This is a genomic window from Microtetraspora niveoalba, assembly GCF_001570405.1.
In the GTDB taxonomy this organism is placed as follows: domain Bacteria; phylum Actinomycetota; class Actinomycetes; order Streptosporangiales; family Streptosporangiaceae; genus Microtetraspora; species Microtetraspora niveoalba.
The window spans coordinates 201,362-214,774 of sequence record NZ_BBYM01000010.1 but is presented as its reverse complement, the minus strand read 5'-3'; the positions used below and the strand labels follow the sequence as shown (position 1 = coordinate 214,774).

Below are 13,413 nucleotides of genomic sequence, written 5' to 3'. Positions count from 1 at the left end.
TCCGACCGCCACCCGGTGCATAGGGGGCCCGGTCTTCCGGGGCACCAGGGTGGCGGCTCGCCGCCTCATGACGACGGCCGGCCGGGTGGCGACCCGGATCTCGAACCCCCCAGACCCGAGTCGACGACCCCAGCGTGGCCACCCGGGGTCAACGTCCGATCAACGCGGGCTTGCAGCCGTACCGGCGATCCGGAAGAAACCCTCGGCGACCAGCGGACGCAGCGCGGCGGGGGCGCGTTCCACCAGCTCCCGCTCGTCGCCGCCGGTGAGCTCGGCGATGGCGGCGAGCAGCGGGCGCAGCGGCAGCTCGCCGTCGCACACCCCGGCGAGCGCGGCCTCGACCGTGCCCACGCCGGCCGCGCGCCGCAGCCCGCCGGTCTGGCGCAGGACGATCCGCGACGGGTCGTCCGCCCCGGGAGGGCCGACACGTTCCTCGACCACGCCCTCCGCGATCGCCAGGCGGGCGTCCAGCAGGTCCTCGTCGCCGATCCGGTGCGCGGTGGCGATCGCGTCCAGCACGTCCGGGACGTACGCGCCGACCGGGAGCTCCACCCGCTGCCCGAGCTCCTCCACGCGGACGACCGGGTCCATCGCGCCCGAGTTGTGCAGGGAGATCCAGCCGAACCCGACGCCGACGACGCCGAGCGACTCGAACCAGGCCAGCCACTCGTCGTAGTGCTGCCGGTACGCGGTCGTCCCCTGCTCGGCGGCGTCGCGGAGCCACAGCTCGACGTACTCCGCCGGATCCTGGACGTCGCGTTGCACCACCCAGCCGTCGCAGCCGGTGCCGGTGAGCCACCCGCCCACCCGGTCCTGCCAGTCCTCGCCTTTCAGATGCAGCCAGTTCGCGAGGAAGCGGCCGTGACCGCCGGGATTGAGGTGGCGCGGCACCCGGCGCAGCATCTCCCGGCAGAAGCCGTCGGCCGGGAAGCCGGACTCCCGATACGTGAACCGCCCCTCGGGCGAGATCACGAACGGCGGGTTGGAGACGACGAGGTCGAACCGGTCGTCCTCGACCGGCTCGAACAACGATCCCGTACGCGCCTCGACGCCCTCCACCCCGGACAGCCGCCAGCTCATCCTGGCCAGCTCGACCGCCCTCGGGTTCACGTCGGTGGCGACGATGCGCCCGGCGCGACCGGCGAGGTGGAGGACCTGCACGCCGCACCCGGTGCCGAGGTCGAGCGCGCTCTCCACGGGCGGGGTCCACGCGAGCTGGGCCAGGTTGGCGGACGCGCCGCCGGCCCCGACGACGTGGTCGCGGCGGAGCGCGGGGTCGCCCGGCCGTACCTTCCGGTCGGAGACCACCCAGGAGAGGCGGTCGCCGCCGACGTCCCACGGCTGGAGGTGAACGGTCGCCTGCACCGCGTCCCCGACCCGGACGGCCAGGCCGGCCTCGATCAGGTCGGCGAGCGGGAGGTCGGCGGCCGCGGTGCTCACCGGTACGCCGAGCCACCACAGGCGGATCAGCGTGCCGAGAGGGTCGTTGTCGCGGGTCGCCCGGAGCGCGGGGACGAGCTCCTCGCGCGCCAGCGCGGCGGCGGCCACGCCGCCGAGCCGCTCTCGCACGCCGTCGATGGTGTAGCCGGACTCGGCGAACCGGTCGCGGAGCCGGTGGACCAGATCGGAAGGCACGTGCACGAGAGGAAATCTATCCCTGTAAGTCCACTGCAAGCCGCCGTAAAGAAGGCGGGCCTATTTGTAGGAGCAGTCCGCTGGGGCAGTCCGCCCCTGGCCCGCCGTCCACGAGGAACCCCGCGATGCTGCTTCCCTGCCTGGCCTGCGAGGCGCGTTTCGCCCCGGACGACTACTTCGGCGCCTGCCACGACTACAACCGGGGCAGGGACCTGGTGGCGTGGACCTGCCCGCGCTGCGGGAACAGGGACGAGATCCGGGTGCTTCCCGGGGAGCTGGGTTTCGGTTACCGCTCCCGCGGCCGGTACGACGTGCGGGACCGGATCCGGGTGCCCGGGATGAGCCGCAGGCGGCACGACCTGAGGCTCGACATCTCGCTGGGCCTGCGGGTGTGGCGGGTGCCGACCCGCGTCCTGCCGCTGAGGACCGTCAGCTCTGCCTGAGGCTGTTCCAGGCGGCCTCGCACATGCCTCTGATCTCCTCGTCGGTGGGCTGGTGCGCGCCGGCGAACCACAGGCGGCACATCTCCTGGGCGGGGCCGAGCCACAACACGTAACACATGGTGGTCGGGACGGGCCGCAGGAGCCCCGCCTTCATGTGCGGCTTCCACCAGTCGGCGACCTGGCGGAAGAACGCGCGCCTGGCCTCGCCGACCTCGGGGCCGCCCGGCTCCTCGCGCCGCGGCGGACGCTCGCTGATCAGCAGCCGCGCCCGTTCCGGATGCTCTCCGCACCACGACATGTGCAGGGCCACGATGGCCTCGATGCCGCCGCGGGCGTCCTCGTGCCGGACGAGCTCGGAGACGAAGGCGTCCTGGTACATCTGCAACGTCTCGGCGTACAGAACGCCGAAAACGTGCTCCTTGCTGGCGAAGTGGTGATAGAAACTACCCACGCTGACGCCGCTCTCCTCGCGGAGGCTGGCGAGTGTCGTGGCGGAGACACCGTCCTGACTGAAGCGGCGTAGGGCGCCCTCGATGATGCGGCTTCTGCCGTCACGCCCGTTCTTTCCGGTTCTCACCCCCCAATGGTGGCCTAACAGAACCTTGTTCTGCAAATACCGGATTCGTTCACCTCGGCCGATCTTCCCGCAGGACAGCCCGTCTAGGTCTGCCTTTTAGACTGAGAAGAGGCGTGAGAGGGATGACCTACGATGCCTGACATGCGGCCCTCCCGGGTGGACAACTGCTCCATCGAGCGGACCCTCGCCGTGGTCGGCGAGAAATGGACCTTCCTCGTGCTCCGCGAAGCTTTCATGGGTGTCCGCCGGTTCGGCGACTTCCAGGCCGCGACCGGCGCGCCCCGCCAGGTGCTCAGCGCCCGGCTGACCCGCCTCGTCGAGGAGGGCATGCTGCGCAGGGCCCCCTACCAGGAGCCCGGGCAGCGCCAGCGCGACGAGTACCGCCTGACCGCCAAAGGCATGGATCTCTATCCGATCCTGGTCGCGCTGATGCACTGGGGCGACCGCCACCTCGCCGACCCCGACGGCCCCCCGATCTCGCTCACCCACCGCGACTGCGGGGCCCCGGTGGCCCTGCGCCTGGTCTGCGACGACGGCCACGAGCTCCCCGGACCGTGGGCCGTCACCCCGGTGCCCGGCCCCGGCTACCGCGCCGGCCGGCCGAACCCGCCGGATCCGCAGGACCGGTAACGGGACCACTCGGTCCCGCGCCTACGCTGGATGGCGTGTACCGGTTCCTGCTGACCCGCCGCTGGCTGGGCTTCCACCTGCTGGTGCTGATCCTCATCCCCACGTTCTTCTTCCTGGGGAAGTGGCAGCTCGGCCGGTTCGAGGAGCGGTCGGCGGCCGGCGACCGCACCACGGCCAACCTGAACAGCGCGCCCGTGCCGCTCGACCGGCTGGACAGCGTCGGCGGAACCGTCCCCGACAGCCTGAAGTACCGCCCCGTGACCGTGTCCGGCAGCTACGACGCGTCCCACGAGCTGCTCGTACGGCGCCGCCCCCAGAACGGCCGGGTCGGCTTCTACGTGGTCACCCCGCTGGTCACCCCGCAGGGCGCGGTCCTGGTCAACCGGGGCTGGGTGCCCGCGGGCGCCACGGCGGATTCCCGGCCCGACGTGCCGGCGGCCCCGTCGGGCGAGGTGACCGTCACCGGACGGCTCAAGCCCTCCGAGACCGAGGACACCACCGGCATCAGGAACCGCGCGGCCGGCCTGCCCGCGGGCCAGATCCTCCTCGTCAACACGACCGACATCGGCGCCACCCTGCCGTACCGGCTGTACGGGGGGTTCGTGGAGCTGACCGGGCAACGGCCGGCCGCCGAACGCGCGCCCGAGCCGGTGCCCACGCCCGACCTGGGCGGAGGCGGCGGGCTCAACCTGGCGTACTCGGTGCAGTGGTGGCTGTTCATCGGCGTGGCCGTCGGCGGCTGGTTCCTCCTCATCCGGCGTGAGGCGCGCGATCTGGCCGCGGCGGACGCGGACGGCGAGACATCCGGAGAGGATCCCGAAAAGGATCGGAAAGAGGTTCGCGCCCAGTCGTGAAGCGCCTGGTGAACGAACGGATACCAACCGGAGACCTCGCAGCTTGTTAGGTGTTATTCCTTGGCTCTACGGTTTACTCCTGTGACTACGCCGCTGCATCCCGACCCAGAGCCGAGGCGGCGGGACTATGTGATCATCTCCGCCGACGATCACCTGATCGAGCCGCCCGATCTCTTCGAGGACCGCCTGCCGGACAAGTACAAGGACCTCGCCCCCAAGATCGTGGAGACGGACGCCGGGCACCAGGTGTGGCGGTACGGCGGCGCCACCTACCCCTGCGCCGGCCTTGACGTGGGCGCGGGCCTGCCCAAGGAGCAGTGGACGCTCGACCCGGTCCGCTTCGAGGACATGCGGCCCGGCTGCCACGACATCGAGGCCCGCGTCGAGGACATGGACCGCGCCGGGATCTGGGCCGCCCTCTGCTTCCCCGGCATGCTGGCCAGCCAGTCCGGCATGCTCTTCGCCAAGACCCGCGACCAGGAGCTCGGCCTCGCCCTGGTCAAGGCGTGGAACGACTGGCACGTGGACGTGTGGGCCGGCACCTACCCCGAGCGGATGATCGCGCTCCAGCTCCCCTGGCTGCCCGACCCCGACGTCGCCGCCAAGGAGATCAGGGCGAACGCCGCGCGCGGCTTCAAGGCCGTGGTGTTCCCCGAGTTCCCCACCCGGCTGCGGCTGCCGTCCATCCACAGCGGCCACTGGGACCCGTTCTTCGCCGCCTGCGAGGAGACCGGCACCGTCGTGTGCCTGCACACCGGCGCCTCCTCCTGGTCGCCGGTGCCCTCGCCGGACACGCCGATCGAGGCGATCACCACGCTGATCCCGGCGAGCGCGATGTTCGCGTGCGCCGACTGGCTGTGGTCGGGGGTTCCGCTGCGTTTCCCCTCGCTGCGCATCCTGATCGTCGAGGGCGGCGTCGGCTGGTTGCCGATGCTGGCCGAGCGCGCCGACTACGCCCTGGACCACCCCGTCGCCGGCGAGGCGAGCTGGGAGGGCGGGCTCAAGCCCAGCGAGGTGCTGCGGCGCAACTTCTTCTTCGGCACCCTCGACGACAGCGCGCTCGGCGGGGTCCGGCTCGCCGTCGGCATGGAGCACGTCCTGCTGGAGAGCGGCTACCCGCGGGCCGAGTCCTCCTGGCCCGACACCCAGCGGTCGGTCGCCCGCAACCTCGGCACCCTGCCCCCGGCCGACCTCGCCCGGGTCGCGTACGGCAACGCCGCCCGGTTGTTCGGGCACCCGCTCCCGTCACGCGCGTGGCTTCTGGCGGAGGAGCTCTAGGTCCTCACGCTCCCACTCGACGTACCGGCCGCTCGCGGCGAGCATCGACGAAACCAGCCAGATGAGGACGCCGAAGTCGTCGACGACGCCGATCCCGATCAGGAAGTCCGGGATGGCGTCGACGGGCGAGACGATGTAGGCGAGGCCGGCCGCGAACATGGCGAGCTGGCCCTTGCCGAGATGCGGATAGTTCCCCTTGAGGGTTCCCCGGATCATCCTGGGCACCGCCTTGAACCGGGTGAGCAGTCCGGGGGAACCCGGCTTGGACACCTCCCGGTAGGCTCGCCAGGTCGCCGCCGCACGTCCTGCCTTCGCCATGAGGCCACCTCCAGCGGGCATTGTGCCCCTTTTGTCGTCTCATTAACGTTCGGCGCTCCTGCGGCGGTTCCAGGGCCGCCCGCGGACTTCGCCGGGCGACTCAGGCGCGCAGCTCCCGTACGACGTCGATGAAGTCGCGCGCGACGCCGCGCAGGCCCGGCAGGTTCGACAGGGCGACCAGCCGGTCGATCAGCGGAACGGTCCTGTCGATCAGCCGGTACGTCCGCGCGCACCCCGGCGACGTGTCGTGCACCCAGAACAGCACCACGCCCATCGACAGCAGCCAGAGCAGCTCCGGCAGCTCGGCGCGCAGGTCCGAGTCCATCCGGTCGGCCGAGCCCTCCACCACATCGCGGTAGATCGCGATCGACGACTCACGTGCGGGCGTCGACTCCGCGCTGAAGGGGCTGAGCGGGTTGCTCGGCTCGGCCGCGTGCTTGAAGAACTTGGCCGCGAACTGGTGGTACGGCTCCGACACCCGGACCCAGGCCCGCAGCACTCCCCCCAGGCGGGCGGCGAAGGCCGTCTCGACCGCGAGCAGTTCCCGGCACGCGGTCTCGTGCTCGCGCTGGGCCCGGTCGTAGTACGCCTGGATGAGCTGTTCCTTCGAGGAGAAGTAGTAGTAGGCGTTCCCGACCGAGACACCCGCCTCCGCGGCGATCGCCCGCATCGTCGTCGCCTCGAACCCCCGCTCCTCGAACAGCCGAAGGGCGGTCGCGACGATCCGCTCCCGTGTCTTCTCGGCCACGGTGGTCACTGTACGACCCTCGCACCCGCCCGGTCATATACGCGCCAGATGATCCATAGGAGGCGGCAAATTCCCGGCCGCCCGCGAATGGCCGATCACCCCGCGTGGGCATTGATCATGCTGGCGAGCTCCCCCGCCACCCGATCGAGGACTGAGCACCGGGGATGACGCATGACTTTACGTCACTCGTGGTGGGGATTCGCCGGGGCGATCATGATCGTCCTGCTGTCCCAGTCGGCCACGCAAATGAAACCGCTGACCGCCGCCAACGCGCGGCACCTCTCGTACGAGGTCAGCCTGCCCGTACGGCTGCCGCCCGCCCGGACGCTCGCGACCGCGCCCGGCGGGAGGACCGCCACGTCCGTCAGCGCGACCGCCCGGCTCGCGCACGCCGGGGCGATGCGGCAACTTCTCGGCGCCGGGCTGCGCTGGCGGTCGTCCGGCCACTGCACCGACCGCACCCAGCCGAACTGCACCTCCCTTGAGGGCCTCCGGTACGGCACGCTCAGCCAGGCGATCGAGCTCAAGCGGCGCAGCGACTGCAGGATCGTCGTCACCGGCGGCACCGAGGTCGGCCACAACAGCGGCCGCTACAGCCACGAGAACGGCTACAAGCTCGACATCGCCCACAACCCGTGCATCGACGCGTACGTGACCCGGAGGTTCGGCTATTGGACGACCCGGGGGGACGGGGCGCGGATGTATCGCCCCGAGGCCGCCCGCGACGCCGACGTCTACGCCGACGAGGCCAACCACTGGGACATCCTGTTCCGGTGACCGGCCTTCCGCTGGCTAGACGGCCATCGCGGAGTGCTGGAAGGGGCGGGCCTCCTCGATCTGGGCGGCGACCCTGACCAGCAGGTCCTCCCGCCCGGCCGCGGCGACGAGCTGGACGCCGACCGGCAGCCCGGCCGCCGTGCGATGCGTCGGGAGCGAGATCGCCGGCTGGCCGGTCGCGTTGAACGGCGACGTGAAGGCCGCGCCCTGCCCGGACCTGTCCAGGGACGTGTGCAGGTCGTCGTCGGAGAGCCAGCCGACCGGATACGGGGTGACGCCCATCGTGGGCGTGAGCAGCAGGTCGAAGCCCGACTCCCACCACTCGGCCATCCGGCGGCGGTACCCGTCGAGCCACCGCTGCGCGGCCAGGTAGTCGGTGGCGCTGACGGCCCGGGCGGCCGTGACCATGAGCCGGTTGCGCGGTTCGAGCTCCTCGACGTCCACCGGCCTGCCGCGCAGCGCGGCGACGACCTCGAGCTCCGCGGCCACGTTCACGCCGATGAGCGCGCCGAAGTACATGCCGAAGTCGTGCTCGCCCAGCGCTGCGGGGCAGTCCTGGACGACGTCGTGCCCGAGCGCCTCCAGCAGGGCCGCGGTCCCGGTCACGGCGGCGGTCAGCTCGGCGTCCTCCGGCACGTCGCCGCGCGGGTGGACGGTGACGAAGCCGACCCGCAGCCGGCCGGGGTGCGCGCCGACCTCCTGGGACAGGAGACGCGGCAGCGCCGGGGCGGCGTAGCGGTCGCCCGGCATCATCCCGGCGATCAGGTCGAGCAGCGCGGCGCTGTCGCGCACGCTCCGGGTCAGCATGCCCTGCACCGACAGGCCGCCCCACGACTCGGCGACGTCGGGGCCGTGGCTGCTGCGGCCCCTGGCGGGCTTCAACCCGACCAGGCCGCACATGCTCGCCGGGATCCGGATCGAGCCGCCGCCGTCGCTCGCGCTCGCGACCGGCACCATGCCCGCCGCGACCGCCGCGGCGGAGCCGCCGCTCGATCCGCCGGTGGAGTACGCGGGGTCGTACGGGTTGCGGGTCGGGCCGAAGGCCGCCGACTCCGTGGTGATCGTCGTGGCGAACTCCGGCGTGCTGGTCCGCCCGAGGATCACGAACCCGGCCCGGCGCAGCTTGGCGACACTGTAGGAGTCCCGCTCGGAGACCACGCCGTCGAGCGTCCTGGAGCCCGCGCCGTACGGGTCGCCCTCCGACGCCCAGCCGATGTCCTTGAGCAGGATCGGCACCCCGCGGAAGGGGGCGTCCGGCGGGATCGCGTCGATCTCCGCGAGCGCGCGCTCGAACCGCCGGTGGACCACCGCGTTCAGCTCGCCGTCCACGGCCTCGATCCGGGCGATCGCCGCCTCGGCCGGCTCGCGCGCCGACACCCGCCCGGTCCGTACGGCTTCCGCCTGTCCGATCGCGTCCAACGTCAGCAACTCGTCCACTGGCGCCCTTTCCGAGGGGATGCGGCCCGGCGCGGCCGTACGGGAAACCCTGCCTCCGGGCGGCGCGACGGGCGACGGCCGTCCCGGTGAGCGGAAACCCCGACCCGGCGACGGCGGCGGGAACGGCGGCAGGGCCCGGCGCGGAAGCGGTCACTCCCGTGCCGGGCCCTGCCGGACCACACGACGATCAGCCGGACCGTCCCGGTCCGGCCGGGTGGATCAGGCCGTGAACTCGGCCGCGATCAGCTCGGCGATCTCGGCGGCGTTCAGTGCCGCCCCCTTGCGCAGGTTGTCGCCGCAGACGAACAGGTCCAGCGTGTTGGGGAAGTCGAGCGCCTGGCGGATCCGGCCGACGTAGGTCGGGTCGGTGCCGACGACGTCCACCGGGGTGGGCCAGACGCCGTTCTCCGGGTCGTCCATCAGGACGACCGTCGGCGCGGCGGCCAGCACGCGGTGCGCGTCCGCCACGGTGACCTCGCGCTCGAAGGTCGCGTGCACGGCCAGCGAGTGCGTGGTGACCACCGGGACGCGGACGCAGGTCGCCGACACCTTGAGATCGGGGATGCCGAGGATCTTGCGGGACTCGTTGCGGAGCTTGAGCTCCTCGGACGCCCAGCCGTCCTCCTTGAGCGACCCCGCCCACGGCACGACGTTGAACGCGATGGGCGCGGGGAACGGCGACTCCGCGTCGCCCAGCTTGTTCTGCAGGGTCTTGCGCACGTCACCGGCGGTCTGGCCGGCGGTGCGGTCCCCCGCCAGCGCCTCGACCTCGTCGTACAGGCGGGCCGGCCCGGCCACGCCCGCCCCGGAGACCGCCTGGTACGACGCCACGACCAACTCGCGCAGGCCGTACTCGCTGTGCAGGGCGCCCATGGCGGCCATCATCGACAGGGTCGTGCAGTTGGGGGTGGAGACGATCCCGAGCGGCCGGTTCCGCGCGTCGGCGGGGTTGACCTCGGGCACCACCAGCGGCACCTGCGGGTTCATCCGGAACGTGCCCGACTTGTCGATCGCGACCGCGCCGCGCTCGGCCGCCACCGGCACCCACTCGGCCGACACCTCGTCCGGCACGTCGAAGATGGCGATGTCGACGCCGTCGAACACCTCGGGGGCCAGCGCCTGGACGACGACGTCCTCGCCGCGTACCGGCAGGAGCCTGCCGGCCGACCGGGCGGACGCGACGAGACGGATCTCGCCGTAGATGTCCTCGCGGTTGGAGATGATGTCCCGCATCACGGTGCCGACGGCACCGGTCGCGCCGACGAGCGCGAGGGTGGGCTTGCGACTCATCGGCCGGTACCTCCGTAAACGACTGCCTCGACTTCGTCGGCGTCCAGGTCGAACGCCCGGTGCGCGGCGTTGACAGCCGCGTCCACGTCGTCCTCGTCGACGACCACCGAGATCCGGATCTCGGACGTGGAGATCATTTCGATGTTGACACCCGCGTCGGCCAGCGCGCCGAAGAACTTCGCCGTGACGCCGGGGTGCGAGCGCATGCCCGCGCCGATCAGCGAGACCTTGCCGATGCGGTCGTCGAACAGCAGCGAGTCGAACACCACCTTGCTCTGGATCTTCTTGAGCGCGGTGAGCGCGGTCTGCGCGTCGTTCGTCGGAAGCGTGAAGGAGATGTCCGTACGCCCCGTCGCCGCGGCCGACACGTTCTGCACGATCATGTCGATGTTGATCTCGGCGTCGGCCAGCGTATTGAAGATGGCGGCAGCCTCTCCGATCTTGTCGGGCACCCCGACAACGGTGATCTTGGCCTCGCTCCGGTCGTGCGCGACGCCGGAGATGATGGGCTGCTCCATCTCGGTTCCTTCGGTCTTGGGGTCGGTGAAGACCCACGTGCCTTCCCTGGTGCTGAACGAGCTTCTGACGTGGATCGGCAGCCGGTACTTGCGGGCGTACTCCACGCAGCGCAGATGCAGGATCTTGGCTCCGCAGGCCGCCATCTCCAGCGTCTCCTCGAAGGAGAGCCGCGGGATCTGCCGGGCCGCCGGGACGATGCGCGGGTCGGCCGTGAAGATGCCGTCCACGTCTGTGTAGATCTCGCAGACGTCGGCCTCGAGCGCGGCGGCGACGGCGACCGCCGTGGTGTCGGACCCGCCGCGGCCGAGCGTCGTTATGTCCTTGGTGTCCTGCGACACTCCCTGGAACCCGGCGACGATCGCGATCTGGCCGAGGTCGAGGGCCTCCTGTATGCGGCCGGGCGTCACGTCGATGATGCGCGCCCTGCCGTGCGTGGAGTCGGTGATCACGCCGGCCTGGGAGCCGGTGAAGCTCCGGGCCTCGTGGCCCAGGTTCGCGATCGCCATCGCCAGCAGCGCCATCGAGATCCGCTCACCGGAGGTGAGCAGCATGTCCAGCTCGCGCCCCGGAGGCAGCGGCGACACCTGCTTGGCGAGGTCGAGGAGCTCGTCCGTGGTGTCTCCCATGGCGGACACGATCACCACGACGTCGTTGCCGGCTTTTTTCGTCGCGACGATCCGCTGCGCGACCCGCTTGATGCAGGACGCGTCGGCGACGGACGAACCACCGTACTTTTGGACAACGAGCGCCACTGGAACTCTCCGAACGAATCAGGACGTGGAGCTCACAGTCTACTGTCGGGTCTCGCCAGTCCGACGGGACATGCTCACCATGTGGATGATCATCCTGCCAGGTGGGCCGCCGGGAGATCGTCCGTACACGTCAGACGACGGTGCTCTCCTCCACCACGTCGAGCCGGGTGTGCGCGACCAGCGCGTGCAGCGCGCGCAGCGCCGCCCCCGCGTGGTTGCCCCACGTGTTGAAGTAGGAGTACTGCCACCACCACAGCGCCTCGGCCGGGCGGCCCGCGCGGTAGTGCCGCAGCCCGTGCAGCAGGTCGGCCGCCACCGCCGCCAGATCGTCCGACAGCCGGTACGGGGTCACCACGGTGTCCTTGTACGGGTCGAACACCTCGGCGTAGTCGTCCACCGGTCCGAGCCGGGAGGCGAGAGCCGTACGGAGGGGATCGACGTCGGGGTCCTCGCTCAGCGCCGGCTCGAAGTTGCCCTGCAGGATCACGTCCTGCATCGCCCCGAGCTGGGTCCCGGCCAGGCTGACCTGGGCCACCTCGACGAGCAGCAGCGGCAGGATGGCGTCCCCGCCCTCGCCGCCGGCCAACCGGGTGAGGCCGTCGAGGTAGTTCTGCGCGTGCCCCGCGATCCGTTCCGCCAGGGCCATCCACTCATCAGACATCCAGCAGCCTCCGTCCTTCGAAAGCGCGGCCCAACGTGACCTCGTCGGCGTATTCGAGGTCACCGCCCACCGGCAGACCGCTGGCCAGTCGTGTCACTTTCAGCCCCATGGGCTTGACGAGCCTGGCCAGGTAGGTGGCCGTGGCCTCGCCCTCCAGGTTCGGGTCGGTCGCGAGGATCAGCTCCGTGACCTGGCCGTCGGCGAGCCGCGCCATCAGCTCACGGATCCGCAGGTCGTCGGGGCCGACCCCGTCGATCGGGCTGATCGCGCCACCGAGCACGTGGTAGCGCCCGCGGAACTCGCGGGTCTTCTCGATCGCCACCACGTCCTTCGACTCCTCGACGACGCAGATGACGTGCGGGTCCCGGCGCTGGTCACGGCAGATGCGGCACTCCTCCTCGGCCGCGACGTTGCCGCAGACGCGGCAGAACCGGACCCGCTCCTTGACCTCCAGCAGCGCGTGCGCCAGCCGTTTCACGTCGGCGGGATCCGCCGCCAGCAGGTGGAACGCGATCCGCTGCGCGCTCTTGGGACCGACGCCGGGCAGCAACCCCAGCTCGTCGATCAGATTCTGGACGACCCCTTCGTACATGATCTTCTAGAACCCGGGAAGCTGGCCGAGCCCGCCTCCGAGTCCCTGCGCCAGCGGGCCGAGCTTCTCCTGCTGCAACTCCGCGGCCGACCGCACCGCGTCACGCACCGCGGCCAGCACCAGGTCGGCGATCGTCTCCACGGTCTCCTCGGGGTCGCTCGCGTCCACGGCCTTGGGGCTGATCTTCAGTTCGAGCAGCTCACCGCTGCCGTTGACCGTCGCCACCACCAGCCCGCCGCCGGCGGTCCCCTCGACCTCCGCGTCGCTGAGCTCCTGCTGGGCCGTGACGAGCTGCTGCTGCATCAGCTGGGCCTGCTCCAGCAACTGCTGCAGGTTGACATCTCCAGGGTTCACGTTCGTGCGCTCCTCGGCATCCAGCGACTTGTCGTCGCGACGAGCCTACGGCGTTTGCCGCGGATCTGATACCGGCGCATGTGCGTGTTACGGGTAAACGCACCCCAGCAAGGCCGTCGGGGCCTCTCAGGAGTGGTCGATTTCCTCAATGACACGGCCACCGAGCTCGCGCTGGATGAGCGCCATGCCGGTGAGCTCGTCCACGTCGGCGTCCGCGTCGTTGAGCGGGTCGACGTCGTCACTCGTCTCCTGCCCCGACCTGGCCCGGCCGGGAACCGTCTCCGGCCACGCCTGGCGCGGCCCCGCCTGGGCGGCCGCCCTGGCCGCCGACCTCGCCGCCGCCAGCCCCGGGCTGGGCGCGGAGCCGCGCGCGCCGCCCGGCCCCTCCGCCGGCCTGCCGTCGTCCTCGTCCGAGGGCGCGTCCGGCCACGACTCGTCCGTCGTCTGCGACCCGCCCGGGCTCGGGCTCGGGTTCGGGGCGCTCCTGGCGCCGGACGCCGCCTCGCCCAAGGGCGCCCGCGTCTCGGCGGGCGGCCGCCCCCGACTCT

Annotated in this window: 16 protein-coding genes; 6 read left to right on the top strand and 10 right to left on the bottom strand. The window is 71.5% G+C overall.

Features of this window, described 5'->3' with window-relative positions; translation table 11 throughout:
* Window positions 1–159: 159 nt before the first annotated feature.
* Window positions 160–1,641, bottom strand: a complete 1,482-nt coding sequence (locus tag AWQ70_RS11210; RefSeq protein WP_067173917.1) for a DUF7059 domain-containing protein — start codon at window positions 1,639–1,641, stop codon at window positions 160–162.
* A gap of 119 nt (window positions 1,642–1,760) precedes the next feature.
* On the opposite strand from AWQ70_RS11210, the gene AWQ70_RS11205 reads away from it, so the two are divergent.
* On the top strand, window positions 1,761–2,078 hold the full coding sequence (locus AWQ70_RS11205) for a hypothetical protein (protein WP_067173914.1): 318 nt from the start codon (window positions 1,761–1,763) through the stop codon (window positions 2,076–2,078).
* Here the strand turns inward: AWQ70_RS11205 and AWQ70_RS11200 are convergent.
* Window positions 2,065–2,655, bottom strand: a complete 591-nt coding sequence (locus AWQ70_RS11200; RefSeq protein ID WP_067173912.1) for a TetR/AcrR family transcriptional regulator — start codon at window positions 2,653–2,655, stop codon at window positions 2,065–2,067. The two genes, AWQ70_RS11205 and AWQ70_RS11200, sit on opposite strands and share 14 nt — an antisense overlap.
* Before the next feature lie 141 nt (window positions 2,656–2,796).
* Between AWQ70_RS11200 and AWQ70_RS11195 the strand changes: the two genes are divergently transcribed.
* The 3 genes from AWQ70_RS11195 to AWQ70_RS11185 all read left to right on the top strand — a co-directional run bounded on the left by AWQ70_RS11195 (window position 2,797) and on the right by AWQ70_RS11185 (window position 5,417).
* The gene (locus tag AWQ70_RS11195) at window positions 2,797–3,285 is read left to right on the top strand and encodes a winged helix-turn-helix transcriptional regulator (protein ID WP_067173909.1); all 489 of its coding nucleotides are present in this window, start codon (window positions 2,797–2,799) and stop codon (window positions 3,283–3,285) included.
* 35 nt (window positions 3,286–3,320) lie between these two features.
* Complete coding sequence (locus AWQ70_RS11190) at window positions 3,321–4,139, top strand: SURF1 family cytochrome oxidase biogenesis protein (RefSeq protein WP_084516812.1); 819 nt, start codon at window positions 3,321–3,323, stop codon at window positions 4,137–4,139.
* 81 nt (window positions 4,140–4,220) lie between these two features.
* Complete coding sequence (locus tag AWQ70_RS11185; protein WP_067173906.1) at window positions 4,221–5,417, top strand: amidohydrolase family protein; 1,197 nt, start codon at window positions 4,221–4,223, stop codon at window positions 5,415–5,417.
* Here AWQ70_RS11185 and AWQ70_RS11180 read toward each other — a convergent pair.
* Window positions 5,385–5,735 carry a YkvA family protein gene (locus AWQ70_RS11180; RefSeq protein ID WP_067173902.1) on the bottom strand — a complete coding sequence of 117 codons (351 nt, stop codon included), beginning with the start codon at window positions 5,733–5,735 and terminating at the stop codon, window positions 5,385–5,387. The two genes, AWQ70_RS11185 and AWQ70_RS11180, sit on opposite strands and share 33 nt — an antisense overlap.
* A gap of 100 nt (window positions 5,736–5,835) precedes the next feature.
* Entirely contained in the window at window positions 5,836–6,483 is a 648-nt protein-coding gene (locus tag AWQ70_RS11175) for a TetR family transcriptional regulator (RefSeq protein ID WP_067174019.1), read from the bottom strand.
* 171 nt (window positions 6,484–6,654) lie between these two features.
* Between AWQ70_RS11175 and AWQ70_RS11170 the strand changes: the two genes are divergently transcribed.
* Window positions 6,655–7,260, top strand: a complete 606-nt coding sequence (locus AWQ70_RS11170) for a hypothetical protein (protein WP_218004493.1) — start codon at window positions 6,655–6,657, stop codon at window positions 7,258–7,260.
* A gap of 15 nt (window positions 7,261–7,275) precedes the next feature.
* Here the strand turns inward: AWQ70_RS11170 and AWQ70_RS11165 are convergent, their stop codons facing one another.
* The 6 genes from AWQ70_RS11165 to AWQ70_RS11140 form a co-directional block, all read right to left on the bottom strand.
* Window positions 7,276–8,697 (bottom strand): amidase, encoded by a 1,422-nt coding sequence (locus tag AWQ70_RS11165; protein ID WP_067173898.1) that lies wholly within the window; start codon window positions 8,695–8,697, stop codon window positions 7,276–7,278.
* A gap of 219 nt (window positions 8,698–8,916) precedes the next feature.
* Window positions 8,917–9,987, bottom strand: coding sequence for an aspartate-semialdehyde dehydrogenase (locus tag AWQ70_RS11160; protein WP_067173894.1), 1,071 nt, complete (start codon window positions 9,985–9,987; stop codon window positions 8,917–8,919).
* Window positions 9,984–11,258, bottom strand: coding sequence for an aspartate kinase (locus AWQ70_RS11155; protein ID WP_067173891.1), 1,275 nt, complete (start codon window positions 11,256–11,258; stop codon window positions 9,984–9,986). The genes AWQ70_RS11160 and AWQ70_RS11155 overlap by 4 nt, the downstream gene beginning before the upstream one ends.
* A gap of 130 nt (window positions 11,259–11,388) precedes the next feature.
* Window positions 11,389–11,919 carry a DUF5063 domain-containing protein gene (locus tag AWQ70_RS11150; protein ID WP_067173889.1) on the bottom strand — a complete coding sequence of 177 codons (531 nt, stop codon included), beginning with the start codon at window positions 11,917–11,919 and terminating at the stop codon, window positions 11,389–11,391.
* Window positions 11,912–12,511: a recombination mediator RecR gene (recR, locus tag AWQ70_RS11145; protein WP_067173886.1), complete on the bottom strand. Its 600-nt coding sequence runs from the start codon at window positions 12,509–12,511 to the stop codon at window positions 11,912–11,914. The genes AWQ70_RS11150 and recR overlap by 8 nt, the downstream gene beginning before the upstream one ends.
* A 6-nt stretch (window positions 12,512–12,517) precedes the next feature.
* Window positions 12,518–12,865, bottom strand: a complete 348-nt coding sequence (locus AWQ70_RS11140; RefSeq protein ID WP_174552380.1) for a YbaB/EbfC family nucleoid-associated protein — start codon at window positions 12,863–12,865, stop codon at window positions 12,518–12,520.
* Window positions 12,866–13,013: 148 nt separating this feature from the next.
* Here AWQ70_RS11140 and AWQ70_RS40470 point away from each other — a divergent pair.
* The coding region (locus AWQ70_RS40470) for a hypothetical protein (protein ID WP_218004492.1) at window positions 13,014–13,413 on the top strand (400 nt) is incomplete at its 3' end.

What these genes read in the sequence shown, in the direction of transcription:
- AWQ70_RS11160 (WP_067173894.1), bottom strand. Translation starts at nt 9,987, where the DNA reads ATGAGTCGCAAGCCCACCCTCGCGCTCGTCGGCGCGACCGGTGCCGTC.
- AWQ70_RS11195 (WP_067173909.1), top strand. Translation starts at nt 2,797, where the DNA reads ATGCGGCCCTCCCGGGTGGACAACTGCTCCATCGAGCGGACCCTCGCC.
- recR (WP_067173886.1), bottom strand. Translation starts at nt 12,511, where the DNA reads ATGTACGAAGGGGTCGTCCAGAATCTGATCGACGAGCTGGGGTTGCTG.
- AWQ70_RS11205 (WP_067173914.1), top strand. Translation starts at nt 1,761, where the DNA reads ATGCTGCTTCCCTGCCTGGCCTGCGAGGCGCGTTTCGCCCCGGACGAC.
- AWQ70_RS11170 (WP_218004493.1), top strand. Translation starts at nt 6,655, where the DNA reads ATGACTTTACGTCACTCGTGGTGGGGATTCGCCGGGGCGATCATGATC.
- AWQ70_RS11180 (WP_067173902.1), bottom strand. Translation starts at nt 5,735, where the DNA reads ATGGCGAAGGCAGGACGTGCGGCGGCGACCTGGCGAGCCTACCGGGAG.
- AWQ70_RS11150 (WP_067173889.1), bottom strand. Translation starts at nt 11,919, where the DNA reads ATGTCTGATGAGTGGATGGCCCTGGCGGAACGGATCGCGGGGCACGCG.